At 41.4% G+C, this 16945-nt stretch carries 15 protein-coding genes; 6 read left to right on the top strand and 9 right to left on the bottom strand.

The features are described from left to right. Positions 1 to 41 precede the first annotated feature (41 nt). From E2H97_RS12095 to xsc, 5 genes are all read right to left on the bottom strand, one after another. Positions 42 to 1046 (bottom strand): TRAP transporter substrate-binding protein, encoded by a 1005-nt coding sequence (locus tag E2H97_RS12095; RefSeq protein WP_133407377.1) that lies wholly within the window; start codon positions 1044 to 1046, stop codon positions 42 to 44. 414 nt (positions 1047 to 1460) lie between these two features. Further along, positions 1461 to 2900, bottom strand: a complete 1440-nt coding sequence (locus E2H97_RS12090; protein ID WP_133407376.1) for an NAD(P)/FAD-dependent oxidoreductase — start codon at positions 2898 to 2900, stop codon at positions 1461 to 1463. A 49-nt stretch (positions 2901 to 2949) separates the two neighbouring features. After that, on the bottom strand, positions 2950 to 3330 hold the full coding sequence (locus E2H97_RS12085; RefSeq protein ID WP_133407375.1) for a nuclear transport factor 2 family protein: 381 nt from the start codon (positions 3328 to 3330) through the stop codon (positions 2950 to 2952). Positions 3331 to 3523: 193 nt separating this feature from the next. Continuing rightward, complete coding sequence (locus E2H97_RS12080) at positions 3524 to 4564, bottom strand: YeiH family protein (protein WP_133407374.1); 1041 nt, start codon at positions 4562 to 4564, stop codon at positions 3524 to 3526. Between the two features lie 70 nt (positions 4565 to 4634). Further along, positions 4635 to 6446: a sulfoacetaldehyde acetyltransferase gene (gene xsc / locus E2H97_RS12075; protein ID WP_170308297.1), complete on the bottom strand. Its 1812-nt coding sequence runs from the start codon at positions 6444 to 6446 to the stop codon at positions 4635 to 4637. Between the two features lie 244 nt (positions 6447 to 6690). Between xsc and E2H97_RS12070 the strand changes: the two genes are divergently transcribed. Together E2H97_RS12070 and E2H97_RS12065 are read left to right on the top strand one after the other, a co-directional pair. After that, the gene (locus tag E2H97_RS12070; protein WP_133407373.1) at positions 6691 to 7656 is read left to right on the top strand and encodes an AAA family ATPase; all 966 of its coding nucleotides are present in this window, start codon (positions 6691 to 6693) and stop codon (positions 7654 to 7656) included. Next, positions 7653 to 9413 carry a cobaltochelatase CobT-related protein gene (locus E2H97_RS12065; protein WP_133407372.1) on the top strand — a complete coding sequence of 587 codons (1761 nt, stop codon included), beginning with the start codon at positions 7653 to 7655 and terminating at the stop codon, positions 9411 to 9413. The genes E2H97_RS12070 and E2H97_RS12065 overlap by 4 nt, the downstream gene beginning before the upstream one ends. 15 nt (positions 9414 to 9428) lie before the next feature. Here the strand turns inward: E2H97_RS12065 and E2H97_RS12060 are convergent, their stop codons facing one another. The 3 genes from E2H97_RS12060 to pta all read right to left on the bottom strand — a co-directional run bounded on the left by E2H97_RS12060 (position 9429) and on the right by pta (position 12195). Further along, positions 9429 to 10265: a hypothetical protein gene (locus E2H97_RS12060; RefSeq protein ID WP_133407371.1), complete on the bottom strand. Its 837-nt coding sequence runs from the start codon at positions 10263 to 10265 to the stop codon at positions 9429 to 9431. 152 nt (positions 10266 to 10417) lie between these two features. Further along, positions 10418 to 11179, bottom strand: a complete 762-nt coding sequence (locus tag E2H97_RS12055) for a sulfite exporter TauE/SafE family protein (RefSeq protein ID WP_133407370.1) — start codon at positions 11177 to 11179, stop codon at positions 10418 to 10420. Next, entirely contained in the window at positions 11176 to 12195 is a 1020-nt protein-coding gene (pta, locus tag E2H97_RS12050) for a phosphate acetyltransferase (RefSeq protein WP_133407369.1), read from the bottom strand. Before pta ends, E2H97_RS12055 begins: the two co-directional genes overlap by 4 nt. Positions 12196 to 12358: 163 nt before the next feature. Between pta and E2H97_RS12045 the strand changes: the two genes are divergently transcribed. The 4 genes from E2H97_RS12045 (at position 12359) to E2H97_RS12030 (ending at position 15322) form a co-directional block, all read left to right on the top strand. Beyond that, entirely contained in the window at positions 12359 to 13147 is a 789-nt protein-coding gene (locus E2H97_RS12045; RefSeq protein WP_133407368.1) for an IclR family transcriptional regulator, read from the top strand. A 71-nt stretch (positions 13148 to 13218) separates the two neighbouring features. Continuing rightward, on the top strand, positions 13219 to 13569 hold the full coding sequence (gene hinT / locus E2H97_RS12040) for a purine nucleoside phosphoramidase (protein ID WP_121839042.1): 351 nt from the start codon (positions 13219 to 13221) through the stop codon (positions 13567 to 13569). A gap of 20 nt (positions 13570 to 13589) precedes the next feature. Next, positions 13590 to 14612 carry a PaaI family thioesterase gene (locus tag E2H97_RS12035; protein ID WP_133407367.1) on the top strand — a complete coding sequence of 341 codons (1023 nt, stop codon included), beginning with the start codon at positions 13590 to 13592 and terminating at the stop codon, positions 14610 to 14612. A 317-nt stretch (positions 14613 to 14929) separates the two neighbouring features. Further along, positions 14930 to 15322, top strand: coding sequence for a YcfL family putative periplasmic lipoprotein (locus tag E2H97_RS12030; RefSeq protein WP_133407366.1), 393 nt, complete (start codon positions 14930 to 14932; stop codon positions 15320 to 15322). A 65-nt stretch (positions 15323 to 15387) separates the two neighbouring features. Here E2H97_RS12030 and rmuC read toward each other — a convergent pair whose 3' ends face one another. After that, complete coding sequence (gene rmuC / locus E2H97_RS12025) at positions 15388 to 16842, bottom strand: DNA recombination protein RmuC (protein ID WP_133407365.1); 1455 nt, start codon at positions 16840 to 16842, stop codon at positions 15388 to 15390. Positions 16843 to 16945: the final 103 nt, after the last annotated feature.

Genomic DNA, 16945 nt, shown 5'->3' with positions numbered 1-16945 from the left:
ACAAAAAGGGACTCAATAAGTTGAGTCCCCATATATAGAAATTAATGAGCCTTACGACCTAGAGTCGCTAGAGCTTCATCCAGCTTCGCTTTACCGCCGATGCTGTCATAAAATTTAGGCCAAACTTTTTTCTTAGCTAGGTCAATCCACTCTTTTTCAGCATTAACTGGTGTGTGAATTTCCATGCCTTTTGCAATGAGAGATTTCTTGATTTTCTCTTCAGACGCTAGCAAGAACTTATAGCTGTGCTCAGTGGCTTCTTTACCTGCTTCAAGGATCATGGCTTGAACTTCAGGCTTTTGAGATTGGAATACAGATTCACTAACAATGAGTGGTTCGATAGAGAAGATATAACGGATGTTGGTTACGTACTTTTGAACTTCGTTAAACTTCATCGCATCGATAGTGATGTAAGGGTTGTCTTGACCATCAACAACACCCAGTTGAAGACCGGTAAAGGTTTCAGACCAAGCCATAGGAGTAGGGTTTACACCCCAAGCTTGATACGTAGACATCATGATCTCGTTACGTGGAACACGGATCACAAGACCTTTAAGATCTTTAAGTGACTTAATTGGACGCTTTGAGTTAGTTAAAACACGGAAGCCAGAGTATGCCCAACCAACAATACGTACATTGGCATCACGAACAGTATTCTTCACTAATTCTTGACCTATTTTACCTTGAGTTAATGATTTCGCTTCTTCAGGGCTCAAAATCACGTACGGCATAGTGAGTAGACCAACAGTAGGCGAGAAAGGCGTAACGTTGTTAATCGCTAAAACCGAAAAGTCCAGTAACCCCAATGACGCATTATTTACGGTATCTTGCTCGTTACCAAGCTGACCATTTGGGAATAGGTTTACTTTGAGTTTACCTTTAGATTTTTCATCAAGCAGTTCAGCGAACTTAGTACCAAGCTCCCACTGTGTTCCCCCTGCGGCATCCCCCAATGCCATTTTATAATCTTTTGCTAAAGCAGCAGGCGCAGAAAGCAGGCTGATACTAGTAATAAACGGTAGAACGATGCGTTTTACAAATTTCATAGGTGTATCCTCTTGTTATATTTATAATTCCATTCACCATGATTCTAAAAACAGCAGTAGGTCGCTTATTCAAACCTAAAGCACTTCGCTTGGTTTGAAGCTATGTGCTTTCAAGCTGGTTAAAAGTCTTACTAGCTACGTTGTAAATCTTGTAAGTAGACTGGCTACTTACTGCTATTCACGCCTTGCTATTAAGCCTTTTTCCTTCGCTTCAAAACACATCCCACTACTGCTTTTAGAATGATTAACTTCGCTTCCCCTAAGCATTTGAAACTTGTGTCGCTACTTACCAAATGCCTTTCTCAATTTACGCAATTAATCTGATTGGAATACGTTTTACAGATATTTCATTTGCATCTTTTTAATTGGTTATTAAAGTTGGTAGCAGATACTGCATGCCACAAGCTTTGCCAATTACAAAACCTCATCTTTGAGGTGATACCAGTTGTACAAGAATCGCTGCCCAATACGTCTGAAAGGGGCAAAAACTTCGGATTCAACAACTTCACGGACATTTGGAAAAGGCAACTTAGACTGGAAGATAGGCAAATCCAGTTGTGTTTCTTCACCAGCAATCCATTGTGCGAGACGCTTACCAGCTTGCGCTGAATACATCACGCCATTACCACCGTATCCCATTGCGTAGTAAATCGTTTGTTTAGGATCTGGGCGATAAATTCGGGGCATCATGTCATGACTGACGTCAACCCATCCCCACCATGAATAGTCAACTTGAATACCATTCAAAGCAGGAAATTTTTTAGCTAAATCGTTTTCTAGGAATTGTTGATACTTGCCCTTAGGTGCATGTCGACCACTAATGGCACTACGGCTACCAATTTGCACACGATTATCAGGAAGAAGGCGATAGTAATGACGAAGTACACGAGTATCAGTAAGCACTCGAGTTGTCTTGAAATTACAAGCGTCGATTTCATCTTGAGTAAGCGGACGAGTAACGATTGAGTTTGACAGAACTGGAAGCAGACGGTTTTTAGTCTGAGCGTGCAAGTTTTGCGAGGTATAACCACCAGTCGCTAACCCCACTGAACGTGCTTCAACCGTTCCTTTAGGTGTTCTTAGGTAATGTTTACCATCACGGGTTTCAATTCCCAAAACAGGGCTTGAAGTGTGAACTTTTACGCCAAGTGCACGCGCTTTTTTCAAATAACCAAAAGCCAACTTGCCAGCATGAATACCAATGCCTTCAGGTTCATGCATTGCACCAGCGGCTTCAGCATCGCCAACGTATAGGTTTTTAACTGTTGAAGCATCTAAGATCTGCGCATCATAGTTAAACTTGGTTCTGAGAAGTTTGGCTTCCTTTTCTAGAGTAGGCATGATTTTATCGCGATGAGCGATATACAGGTGGCCACCAAACTGAGGCTCACAATCAATATCTTTAATCAGATCTTTGAAGGTTTGCATGCCATCTAGACATTCTTGGTGCATCTTAAGAGCGGTTTCTTCGCCCCAGCGTTCAATCCACTGAGAGCGTTTTAAACGACCCGATGCACATTGAGCTTGACCACCATTACGAGTACTGCAGCCCCAACTTGTGCGGTTAGCTTCCAGTACCGTCGCTTTAATACCGTAATGTTCAGCCAAATAAATTGCAGCACATAAACCGGTATACCCTGACCCAACAATAACAACATCTGCACTCATATCGCCCATTACTGGACCATCATCTTCCGGTGCTTCTCCCGCAGTACCAATCCAGTAGGTCGGTGCATATTCTTGACCTTCACCTGGAGTGGTGTGGACTAAGGGATCATATTGTGGGTTATAAGGATCCCGGGTTGTGATGTTAGGATTTATATTTAAGCCTGTTGCTTCTACGTTAATGCTCATAATCATCCTTAATTCATTTGACTGAATAAAACTGCTTTGTGATCAGTAACTAGATAGCAGGGCGAGCTTTACGGAAAGCATTCTTAACTAAGATCTTGCCGTCACGCAGAGTGAATACATCCACCATACGCGCTTCAACACGAGAACCATCTGCATTCGTGCCGCAGAAAGTTGAAACTGTGATTGCTGTGTCGCCCATAATGGTGTGTTCAGCATTTAGCCATTGAGCGTCAGGGAAATTAGTCCAAGCCATTTGGAATGCGGCTCTAACGTCGTCATAACCTTTGAAGCTAGCACCAAGAAGATCTGAACCTGCTGGAGCGTGGAACTCACAGTCGTCCGTCATGCAGCTCATTAGCGTTTCGATGTCATGGTCATTCCAAGCTTTAGAAAAGGTATCTAAAAATTCAGTAGTGACTTGATTATTCATTTTGTTGACTCCTAATTATTATTGTTATGCAGTTCAATCATTGAACCGACTTCCATTTGTTTAACAAAATGAAGCTAACTTGTATCTCATTTGTTAAACTCTAGCAATTTTTTTAAAGCAATTTATTCCAATAATTTGTCTTTTTGCTTACATACTGTGCTCTTTTAAACGAGCGTTTAATGTTTTCGTGCTTCTAGCCGTTTATCACACGACTCAAATAAACCATTGTTAACATGTACAAAGCGATAAAAATGGTGTTACTAAATAGCAGAGCAATAGGCTTCCAACCTAAGCCAATGAGTTTCTCAAAAGATGTCTTAACGCCTAGAGCTGCAATTGATATAACCAAACACCATGAAGACAGCTGAGAGATTTGAGTAACCGCCGCTTCAGGGATAAAACCGAACTGGTTGATAATGATGAATACTGCAAACATCACTAAGAAAAATGGGATTAGTGGTTGGCGCTTCCCTTCTTTGCCATCGAACTTTTCGCGTTCGCTTCGAAGGGCAACCACTAGAAACATGATCACTGGCATTAACATGGCTACGCGGAACATCTTGGCTAACGTTGCGGCATCACCGACTTCTGGTGAAATGATGTAACCCGCACCAACGACTTGAGCAACATCATGAATTGAGCCGCCTAAGAATAAACCTGCTTCTGAAACCGAAAGATCAAAGCTGCCAACAATCAGCGGGTAGAGCACCATGGCTGCAGTTGAGAACGCAGCAACACCAATTGCGGTTAACAATGTGTATTTTTCATTATCTTCGTTTTGTGGAAGCGTAGAAGACACCGCCATCGCAGCAGAAATACCGCAAATACCAGTTGCTCCACCTGCCAATAGGCCAAGCATATATGGCAGTTTAAGAATTCGAGAAAGTAACATGCTGAAGCTGATGGTTAACACCACACCGCCAGCTAGGGCGACCACACCGAGTAAACCAAGGTCACTGATATCACTAATGGCGATACGAACACCTAATAGTGCAACACCCACACGGACGAGCTTTTTAGCGCACAGCTCGATCCCTTTTACGCACTTTGGGTTGTCGACTAAGAAGTGGAAAGAAATACCAATCAATAGCGCGTAAAGAAACTTAGGACCGCCATATTGGTTAGAAACAAAACTTGCTGCTGCTGCAATCACACAGCAAAGAATAAAGCCGGGAAGGATCAGCTGAATTGAACTGAAATCGAAGAGTGGTTTTTGTAATTGTTTTGTACTCATTTGCTGATACCTCAAGTTGGAAAATAGCGCCTGACTCAAGATCGAGTCAGGCTTTCGACGTCGACGGGAGTTAGACGAAGTCTTTGTATTTATCCAAGTGACGCACTGGTGTAGATAGCGCATCACGACGGAACGGATCACCAAGCTCACGAGTACACATGATCTCGATGATGGTGGTTTTTCCTTCGTTCATTTGCATATCTACGGCTTTCTTAAGCGCAGGACCTACATCTTCTAGGCGGTCAACAGTGATGCCTTCTGCGCCCATTGCACGTGCAATTTCAGCAAAGCTTTGGTTATCAAGCTCACCCGCTACGAAACGGCGGTCATAGAAATCAACTTGGTTCTTCTTCTCTGCACCCCATTGACGGTTGTGGAATACAACGGCGGTTACAGGGATGTCATGACGAACACAAGTCATGGTTTCCATTAAGCTCATGCCCCATGCGCCATCACCAGCATAAGAAATTGCAGGGCGATGAGGTGCAGCAACTTTGGCACCAATGATGGTTGGGAATGCGTAACCACAGTTACCAAAGCTCATTGCTGCGAAGAACGAACGTGGCTTTTCAAAGCGAAGATAGCTGTTGGCGATAGAGTTAATGTTACCGATATCTGTCGATACCATTACGTCTTCAGGCATTGCTTTTTCAAGCTCACGCAGTACTTGGCGAGGGTGCAGGTATTCACCACCAGAGAATGGCGTTTCTTCTGCATTTTCTTTGATCATGTCTAAGCTGAATGCATCTTTTTCGTGCGTCCACTCATCCAGTTCTTTTTCCCAAGCCGCTTTTTCAGTCGCCACTTTGTCTTTACGTTCAGCGACTGTTGCGTCACATGCTAGAGTACGACCTGATAAACGATCTGTCAGTGCAACGGCGGCTGCTTTTGCATCACCACAGATCCCAACAGAGATTTTCTTAACAAGGCCAAGCATCTTATTGTCAGCATCAATTTGAATAATCTTTGCGTCTTTTGGCCAGTAATCCATACCGTGTTGTGGAAGGGTACCGAATGGACCTAGGCGAGAACCAAGTGCAACAACCACGTCAGCTTGTGCGATGAGTTTCATAGCCGCTTTAGAACCTTGATAGCCTAACGGACCACACCAAAGCTCATGGCTTGCTGGGAAAGAGTCATTGTGAAGGTAGCTGTTTACCACAGGCGCATTTAGACGCTCAGCAAGTGCTTTACACTCTTCAACAGCGTCAGCCATAACCACACCACCACCAGAGATGATCACTGGGAATTTCGCTTCAGCAAGTAGATCTGCCGCTTCGTTTAGGCTTTGCTCACCACCCGCACCACGGTCTAGACGAGAAGGTTTCGGAATTTCACAAACGCTTTCACCATAGAAGTAATCACGTGGAATGTTCAGCTGTGTAGGGCCCATTTCGCTTAATGCACGGTCAAAACAACGACCTGTGTATTCAGCCATACGACCTGGGTGAGTCACGTGACCTTGATACTTAGTGAATTCTTGGAACATTGGTAGTTGGTTACACTCTTGGAAACCACCAAGACCCATTGTCGTTGTGCCAGTTTCAGGAGTAACAATTACAACAGGGCTGTGCGCCCAATAAGCGGCAGCGATTGCGGTAACGCAGTTACTAATACCTGGACCGTTTTGTCCGATCACAACACCATGAGTGCCTGATACACGAGAGTAGCCGTCAGCCATATGGCCAGCGCCTTGCTCGTGTACCACTGGGATCAGGCGAATGCCAGCTGGTGCGAAAATATCCATGGCATCCATAAACGCAGATCCCATAATGCCGAAAATATTTGTTACATCGTTGGCCACCATAGTTTCTACGAAGGCTTCCGATGGGGTCATCTTAGCGGGACCTTGTACATAAGATCGGTCATTTACATTGCTCATAATGCTAATTCCTTGTATGAGTGATATCTGGTAAAGCATTTGTGGAATAAAAAGTTCCACTAATTGATACGCAAATAACTTATTGAGATTCAGTTATCATGTCAAACAAAAAGTTAAAAAAATGATACATTTTGTTTTAAATTGTGAAATTTGTGATAAATTTATAGCTTGAAAAAAGGAAAGGTATAAATGTTATTCAGCGGTTTTAAATTAACTAAAACAATAAGATAAGAGGTTGTAGCTGATGAGTGAGTTTTCGAGTGAAGTGTCAATTCAGACTTCATCTAAAAATAGAGTGGCTGTTCGAGATATTTTCAATATTTCATCAAATATGATGGTAACGGCTTTCGAAGAATCGAACGGTTATGTTCCAAAAATTGATCCAAACTATCAATTTAATAAAGAAGTGACCTTAGCGATATTGGCTGGGTTTGAACATAATCGTCGCGTGATGTTGCAAGGTATGCACGGAACAGGCAAATCGACTCACATCGAACAAATCGCAGCACGATTAAATTGGCCATGTTTACGAATCAACCTTGATGGCAATATCAGCCGTTTGGATCTTATCGGTAAAGATACAGTGACACTGAAAGATGGAAAACAGGTGACTGAATTTCAAGAAGGCATTTTACCTTGGTCACTACAACGCCCTGTAGCTCTGATTTTCGATGAATACGATGCGGGGCGACCAGATGTGATGTTTGTTATCCAGCGCGTGCTAGAACGAGATGGAAAACTAACCCTGTTAGATAAAAACAAAGTCATTTCACCTCATGCTGATTTTCGACTATTCGCAACCTCTAATACCGTGGGGCAGGGTGATTTCTCTGGACTTTATCGTGGCGTTCAAGTGCTAAACCACGCACAAATAGATCGTTGGAATATCATTGCAACCTTAAATTACTTACCTGAAGAAGATGAAACCAATATGGTTTTAGCGCAAGTTGAAGTGGATAAAGACATTGCTGCCGCTATGGTTTCACTGGCAACGCTTACTCGAAAGGGGTTTGTTACAGGGGAAATGTCGACGGTGATGTCACCCAGAACCGTAATCACTTGGGCTGAAAACTATCAGATCTTCGACGACCTTGAACTTTCCTTTAAATTGTCATTTTTAAATAAATGCCAAGAGGAAGAAAGAGCATTAGTTGTTGAGTATTACCAACGTTGCTTTGATAAAGAATTAGCTAATGAGTCATTAATATGAATGAGCCAATAAGCGCTTCTGAGCAACAAGCACGAGATTCATTAGCATCTGCGGTGATCTGCAGTTTTGCTACCGATCTCAATTCTGCTTCAATACGTCAAGCTGGCTATAAATACCAGCAAGGTAACTTGTATCAAGGCACGAGCAGACTGCCTTTTTACGCTCCGCATATTCAAAAGCAATGGCTATTATCTATCTCAGAGATCTTCCCTGAATCTGATACAGAAAGCTTGAAGCTAGAATATCGTGGTCGAATTGATGCATTAGCCTTGCGTTTACAGTTTTCAGATCTTCAATTACATCAAACACTAAAACCAAAAGGTTCAATTTCTGGTTTGGTCTTTGAGATGTTGGAGCAGTTAAGGGTGGAGTGTTTGATACCTTCAAGCCACAAAGGGATGAAGTCCAATATTAATCAGTTATTTGAACAGTGGAGTCATTGTTTCCATTCATCGGGGTTGACGGAATCTAGCTTAGGTATTCTTTTATATACGCTGGCGCAAATGAGCCGTGCGAGATTGCTCGGTATCGCTGTTTCTGAAGAAACAGAGCATCTTATTGAACATACTCGTTTTACGCTATCTGGCAAAGTAGGCAAGCCGTTGAATGCCATGAGGTGGTCGATTTCAGATCAAGCCACTTATGCACGACACGCAACAGAAATTGCTCTTTTGATTGAAGCTATGGTTGAAGATGAGTCAGAAAGTGAAGAAGCTGATGAGCCACAGCAAAAGGTCGTAAAAGGTTTTGCAATATTATTGGAGTTAGAAACGGAAACGCTTGAAGCGATAGCTAAAGCTGTGACAGGAAACAGTAAAGTTTTTGAAGCCGCCAGTTATCAATATAAGGTGTTCACGACTGAGTTTGATAAGACTGTTTACCCTGAAAAGCTCATCCGTGAAGAACTCCTCAAAGAGTATCGACAGCAATTAGATGACAAGATTCTCAGTCAGAAAATCAATGTCAGAGGCTTAGCTCGATATATTTCATCAAAGCTCAATCAGATGGTGTTTGAGGGAAAGAGAACAGAGTTAGATGAAGGTCTCATTGATGCCAAACGCTTAAACACACTGATTTGCTCGCCAAGTGAAACGTCACTCTTTTATCAAACTAACCCAATACCAAAAGCTGATACAGCCGTGTCGTTTTTAGTGGATTGCTCAGGCTCAATGAAAACTCATGCCAAGCAAATTACCTTGTTACTCGATATTTTAACCCGCGCTTTAGATATCGCTGAAGTAAAAACAGAAGTACTTGGTTTTACTACGGGGGAATGGAATGGTGGGCAGGTACTAAAACAATGGCGTCGTCAGCGCAGCCCTGAAAACCCCGGGCGTTTAAATTCAATTCGCCACATGATATTCAAGCACAGTGAACAAAACTGGAGAAAAGCGCGATTAGGTATCGTCGGTTTGCAAAAACTGGACTTGTATAAAGAGGGTATCGATGGAGAAGCGATACAATGGGCGAGTCAGCGGTTATCAAATATTGATACCAAACGAAAAATATTGGTGGTTTTGTCTGATGGCTGTCCAATGGATACTGCAACCAATCAAGCCAATGATAAATTCTATTTAGACAATCATCTAAAAACAGTGATTGCACAGCAAGCCCAATTGGGAGTTGAGGTAGTTGGACTTGGTGTTGGGATTGATTTAAGCCCGTATTACGAAAAAAATATCGCTTTAGATTTAAACACACTCGTTGATAACCGAAATATGACAGATATTGTTAATTTCTTTATATCGAGCGTTTAACTAATTGTCCTAGAATCAACTGTATGTCTTGTAGGGCATGAACTTATTTCTAGGTTTCGCTTTGGGCGGCGTTTCTTTTTGAGCCAAAAATGGTTGTTGATGAGTTTCTTGTGTAGGCATAAGTTGCCCTGTTTCTTCTGCTTGTTGAAGCGGTGGTTCTGATTGTTGAGGTACGATTGCTAGAATCCGAGTTGTTTGTTTTCTCGAACCACCCGGTCTATTACTGGTCGTATGTCCATTATATGGACAAGGAGTACTAAAATTAACTTGCTCATGCTCCTCTTTTATAACTTGAAGAACATGTCGGGCATCTGGGGAAAAACCTCTTAAAACCATTGCAAATCTTGGATCTTGCTGTTGCACATTGTCGTAAATACCATAAATTTTATCGGCAAAAGCTTGTGTATTCCCTTGCCCTTGATCGTCTAGATAAGCCATGGTATCAAAAAAATTTGTAATTGCTGTTTTTGTTTCGAGGGAAGAAAACCTTAATTCATGTCGAATAAAGAAGCTATGGTTACTTTGAGTTGTAAAATGTAGATAATCATTGGGATTTGGATGATAGTAACGAACATCGTATTTTGAAGCGGGGTTTTGATTTCTACCAGATATATCTTCAGAGTAAGTGGCTTCATATTGTGAGTGAGTTGCAGGGGATGGAGTACGCTGATCGCTAACTCTATATCCGCCTGCAGAATAACCATGCTGGTCATTATAACCATAAGGCTGTTTTTGGTATTCGGGATACCTTTGATATCCATGATTTTGCGGCGGATTCTGATACTGCCACTGGTAATCATAATATTCTGAAGGGCAGCGTTGCTGCCCAATATAATCGTGATGACCCGCCATATTTAAACCTCTTTTGTACTTATGACTCAAAAAACGAGTGTCATAAATATTTCCACTTAAGTCATATGAAAATAGATCAACTAAGTCTACTTGTCTGTAACTATGAGAGAAGGTTAATTTGTGGTTAATCAGACTCTAATACACTTGAATTTTTAGCTAAAAATCATAAAAGATTTAATCAGTAAATAACCGCCTAATACCATCAATAATAAAAACACCACTTTTTTCATCGACTGTGGTTTTAAAGGTATGGGGTATTTCACGGCAATTATTGAGGTAATCGATACCAAAGGGACGGCCAGAGCTGAGAGTAATAATATCTCATTGGTGATCTGATCTTGACTCCATAAAAATAGGCTGCGGCTTGCTGAGGAGCAAGCAAATAAAAGCAGTAGTAGGTTGCGTATAGAAACAATGGAAAAGGGTTGTCGATAGAAGTGGAAAACTAAAGGCGGTCCAGCCATACCGAATAGGCCGCCTGTGAAACCTGACGCAAAACCAGCGATGGAAAACGTGGAGATATGACTACTAGGTTTTTCCTGATTTTGTGATACCTTGCTGATTGAGCTAACACCACTAATGATGATCATTAAACCAAGTAAAGCTTGTAAAATGGACGTTGCAGAATCACTTAAATACGAAAGCAGTTGAACACCTAGAATTACTCCTGGAATGATTGCCAAACCAGCAAAAATCGAAATTTTCCAATCAATATTATACAAAGATTTTGGTAGTACAAATAAGCAGTTCACTAATGTTACAAGACTGACTACTGCCGCGATAAAATTAAGCTCTGCAAGCCCGAAAGCCGTTGCCAACCCCGTGACAATAATCCCTAAACCAAAGCCTGTAGCCGTTTGAAAATAGGTACCAATAACAATGATCAGCAGTAATAATATGAGCGTTGTTATCATAGCTCAGAAGCCGCTTGGGCTTGCACAACAGTTACGGCGACCACATTGTAAACATCGTTTGCATTGCAACCTCGAGAGAGATCATTGGCGGGTTTAGCAAGACCTTGTAATAAAGGGCCCACAGCGGTTGCTTGCGCCATTCTTTCAGCCATTTTATAGCCAATATTTCCCGCTTCTAAGTTAGGGAAAATTAATACATTGGATTCACCTTTCACCTTTGAATCAGGCTTTTTGACTTTGGCGATATCAGCAACGAGTGCCGCATCCAATTGCACATCTTCATCAATGGCAAGTTCTGGCATGACTTCTTTTACAATTCTTGATGCTTGAACCACTTTATCAACGGCAGAGTGCTTGGCACTGCCGTTTGTAGAAAACGAAAGCATAGCAACTTTGGGGTCTTTACCTAATAAAGCTTGTGCATTTTTTGACGCAGCCATTGCTATATCAGCGAGTTCTTCTGCATTAGGATCAATCACTAAACCGCAGTCTGAGAAAATCATCCCACCCTTAAAGGTATGGAAAGGCTGACACATGATCATTAAAAAGAAGCTTGAAACGATTTTTGAATTAGGGCTGATACCAATAATTTGAATCGCACTACGAACAACGTCAGCTGTGCTGTAAACGGCGCCAGCAACGGAGCCTTCAGCAATGCCATGCTCAACCAGCATATTGGCAAAACAAAGTGGCTTTAACACCTCTTTTTTTGCACGTTCTAATGTCATCCCTTTGTGTTTACGCTTTTCAAAGAGTGCTTGAGCCAACTGTTCTATCAATGGTGAAGCAGCAGGATCCATGATTTCAATCTGACATTCACTGTCACTGATATTAGGTTGATGCTTTAAAATAAGCTTTGAAACGTTTCGAGTGTTGCCGACTAAGATAATATTGGCGATGCCATCTTCGCTTGCCTTTATCGCGGCTTGGATAATACGCTCATCATCACTTTCGCACAGAACAATAGTTCTAGGTGACTGTTTGGCTTTATGTATGATCAGATCCATGACTTTCATAATACTTCTCTTTTTATATTTTAATTTTTATTGAGACAAATTGTTTCGAAAAATGTTGTTTTTGAAAATATTATGCGTTTTAGGCTGATTTGGTCAATCAATTCTCAAAAAAAATCGTTATAATGGCTACCTTGAGTAAAAATAAGGCAGCTAGGAAAATAAAATGGACAAAAAAAAGGTTGAAGGAGATACCCCAACACTTCGTCTTTTTTCTCTACTTGAAGTCATTGCTCAGCGGGATGAGTTTTTTTCGTTACAAGGATTAGTTGAGGAAACGGGCTTACCTAAGCCAACCGTACATAGAATGTTAAACCAGCTTGAGTCAGCTGGTATTCTTCAGCGTGATGGTGATGAACGTCACTTTAGCTCAGGTGGTCGTTTACGTAGACTTGCTGAAAACCTACTCTTAAACAGTACTACTCATAGCGCTCGACGCTTGATCTTACAGCAATTGGTGGATGAAGTCGGTGAAAGCTGTAATATCACCGCGATGTCTGACGGTGAAATTGTCTATCTTGATCGCATAGAAACGGCGGCACCTTTACGTTTTTATCTTCACCCTGGTTCAAGGGTGCCATTACATTGTTCTGCCAGTGGTAAGTTATTCTTAGCGCAAATGAGTAAATCTCAGCGCAAGCGTATGCTGTCTCATGCTCAACTTACCCAATACACCGAAAAAACCATTATCGATATCGATGAATTAGAAAATGAAATTGACAAGGTAAAATATGCGGGATATGCCATTGATAACGAAGAGTTCTTACCCGGATTACTTTGTGTGGCAGTAATGGTGCCTCGTGAAAAAGGGCGTTCGAACTTATGTCTTGCGATTCAGGCGCCGATCATGAGATTAAAGCCTGAAAGCGCTTTACACTTTTTACCTGCATTACAAAGAGCAGCGCATGCACTTGCTGAAGTGGAGGCTGAAAGTTGGCCAGAAGCTGCAGAATAAGTTGCTTAATAATGGTTATCAATTACATTTTGAGTGATAATAAAGCTATTACATAATTGGGGAAAAGCACCATGGCTGAAGAAACCATTTTTAGTAAAATTATCCGCAAAGAAATACCTGCAGACATCGTCTATCAAGATGAGTTAGTTACCGCATTTAGAGATATTTCACCTCGTGCACCAACTCATGTACTTATCATTCCAAACAAATTAATTCCTACAGTAAATGATGTCACAGAGTCTGATGAAGCCTCTCTAGGCAGAATGATGACGGTTGCCGCTAAAATTGCTGAGCAAGAGGGCATCGCTGAAGACGGGTATCGTCTGATCATGAACTGCAATAAACATGGTCGTCAGGAAGTTTTTCATATTCATATGCATTTAATCGGTGGTCAGGACGTTGGCCCAATGCTTTCAATTTAAATTCGGAACACAGATAGATAATGAGCAGTACTACTCCCGTTAATCCAGAGTTTTTTCCGTTAACTACCTTGGCAGAGCGTTTTGTCAATCAGTTGACTCAGTGTCGCCGTTTAAATGTAAAAGTGCATGAAGCCAGTGAACATCATGTACTTATGGAGCTACCGTATAGCGAGAAGCATATCGGTTATCCAGAAACTGGAGTGATTCACGGTGGTGTGATCACCACGCTTATGGATACCGCCTGTGGTTGCGCCACCATTTGTGCTATTAAAAAGAAATACGATTCGTTAGAGATCTCCCCGACGTTGGATTTACGCGTCGACTATATGAAGTCGGCTAAGCCAAATCAGTCCGTGTTTGTATTGGCGGAGTGTTATCGTTTGACCTCCAGTATCGCCTTTACTCGTGCGATTGCCTATCAAGATAGTATTGATAACCCTATTGCTCATGCAGTTGGAGCGTTTATGCGTATCAGCCCTGAAATGATTGGCGATGAGTTTAGAGCGGCGCTCATGGGGGAAAGCGAAGGACCTGAGTTTAATCAGCTTCGCATGCAAGAAGAGGCACAATTTGAAAAAGCTGAGCAGCCTGCTGAAGCACCTAAAGCAACATTAGCGGTAAAAGATATTGTTCAAAAAGCATCGGAAACCAATGATTTTGAACAGTTACTTGCTCATGTTCCTTATGCTAAATGGATTGGCATGGACGTTGAGCGTTTCGGTTATGAGTTAGTGTTCCGTTTACCGGCAAAAGACAGCAATATCGGTAACCCTGTATTACCAGCCATTCATGGTGGTGTGATCGCAGGATTTATGGAAATGTCGGCGATTGTGCAATTGATGGTATTTATGCATACAGAAAAAGTACCAAAAATCGTGGATTTCTCGATTGATTATCTACGTGCGGGTTACCATAAAGATACCTTTGTGGAGTGCCACATTACACGTCAGGGGCGTCGGGTAGCGAATGTAAATATCAACTGTTGGCAGAGTAGCCGTAAACAATTGATTGCTACGGCAAGAGCACACTTCTTAATCGAATAGTGAAAAATAGGCTACACTCTGTAATCTATATACTCGTGATATTTGAAGATACAATTTTCAGGGCTTGTTCAGCGTTGCATTATTCGAGGCGTGAAAGTGCAAAACTAGCGGGCTAATTTAAGCTTTCACAACAAAGAAGAATCAATGCTGAAAAGCCCACGTAGTGCGAGTTTAATTGCCATTTATACTGCGTTACTTACCCTTGTAATAGAATAACTATTACTACAGATAAGTGCCTTGCCTAAATGGCAATTAATTCTCGCTGAAATCCTGCATCTTCAGATTTCACGAGTATAGATAATTTATAGGGGAAGATCATGAAACGACTCAGTATATTATTAGGTGTAGCTTTTATTTGTTTAACGATGATAGGCTGCGCATCAAGAACTGCGGGAGTTAAATTAGATTCAGAAGGTTCTTATCAGATCGATAATAAACGATTTGCCAGTGATATAACCCTAACTAACAATAAGCTTCGTCAAGTAGGTGAGCAGCTTCAGGGGGCCGTCACTATTGTCAGTGACTCTTCCCGAACTAAATCTGTTGAATATCGCTTTATATGGTTTGACGCAAATAATTTTGAAATAGAGCCTGATAGTGAAACATGGCAACCTTTAACTATTTACGGTAAAGAGTCAAAGCAAGTGACTTCAGTTGCGCCAAACTCAACAGCGACTAAATTCGAAGTTTATGTAAGACGGCTTCATTAAGCTATTACAAATCATCAAATCTAAAACTCAGCCATTAATGTGATTAACGGCTGAGTTTTTTATTATTAGCCTTGATCATCCAAACCTTTATTCATGGCTCTATCAACCAAAACATTATCGAGTTGTTTGGACGTGTCCACACCGAGCTGTTTCATTTGCTCAGCTTGACGAAGTAAATTACCTTTTCCTTCAGACAGCTTACCCATCGCGGCTTTATAAGTGTTATCTGCTGTATCTAAAGCGCGTCCTAGCTTTTGCATATCAGTGACAAAACCACAAAGCTTGTCGTAAATTTTCCCAGCTTGTTGAGCAATTTGTTGTGCATGCTGATTTTGGTATTCATAACGCCAAATATTATGAATGGTTCTGAGTGCAACCAAGAGATTAGTCGGGCTAACTAACATCACGTTATGATCTAAGGCGAAGTTTACCAGCTCAGGATCATGTTCTAACGCGAGCAAAAATGCTGGTTCAATCGGAATAAACATCAATACATAATCAAGGCTGGTAATGCCATGAAGCTGCTGATAATTTTTCTGGCTTAAACCTTTAATATGACTGCGAATAGAGATGACATGATCTTGAATCGCTTGCTTTTGTTCTAGCTCATCTTTACTGTTGAAAAAGGTTTCATAAGCGACAAGAGACATTTTTGAGTCAATGACGACATCTTTTAGCTCAGGTAAATGAACTATCACATCAGGTTTAAAGCGCTTGCCATCCTCGTTTTTAAGATCGGTTTGAGTGTCGTATTCATGACCTTCGCGCAGGCCACTTTCCTGTAGAACTCGATCAAGGATTACTTCTCCCCAGTTACCTTGCTGTTTATTATCGCCTTTTAACGCATTGGTGAGGTTAATAGCATCTTGGCTCATTTTAAGATTAAGTGCCTGAAGTTGCTCTAACTGGTGCTTTAATGCGCTACGCTCTGATTGCTCATGGGTATACGACTCTTTAACTTGTTTTCTAAAGCCTTCAAGCTGCTCTTTAAAAGGAGAGAGCAAGTGATTAATTTGTTCAGAATTATGCTTATTGAACTTCTCATTCCGATCATCAAAGATTTTACTGGCGAGGTTTTCAAACTCCGTTTTTAAACGAGCTTCGGCAGACTCGAGTAAAGCGATTTTATCTTCAAATGCTTTTTTCTCGACTTGATGCGTCGCCATGAGCGTCTTTTGCATCGAATTAGATTTTGAAAGCGCCAATTGTGCTTCCATCATTTTATGTTGTGTTGCTTTTAAATCTTCTTCAGTCACAGCTAATTGTTCAAGCTTGGCTTGTGCCTTACCAAGAGCTTGAATATTGATTTGATAGTCTTCTTGTACTTGTTGAAGTTGACCTTTTAATGTCGCTTGTTCAGTTTCGTGTAGTTCTTGTCTTACTTCCATGACATGTTCCCAACGTTTTCGGGTTAAACGTTGGTTTATCAACATGCCAAATAAAAAAGCCAAAATGGCGACCGCACTTAATAAAAAAATGGTTCCAGTTGTTAATGATTCAAGCGGTGTGTTACTTAACATAAAACGAATTTAATCTTACTGTGAGAATGTAGTGGTAGGATGTCATGGTAGGTCGAGGGCTTCAAGTAACAACTCTAATTTATTTGGTCTTGTATGGCTGAAA

It is taken from the genome of Parashewanella tropica, assembly GCF_004358445.1.
Classification (GTDB): domain Bacteria; phylum Pseudomonadota; class Gammaproteobacteria; order Enterobacterales; family Shewanellaceae; genus Parashewanella; species Parashewanella tropica.
The sequence above is the reverse complement of the archived record's forward strand: the minus strand, read 5'-3'. Positions and strand labels throughout refer to the sequence as shown.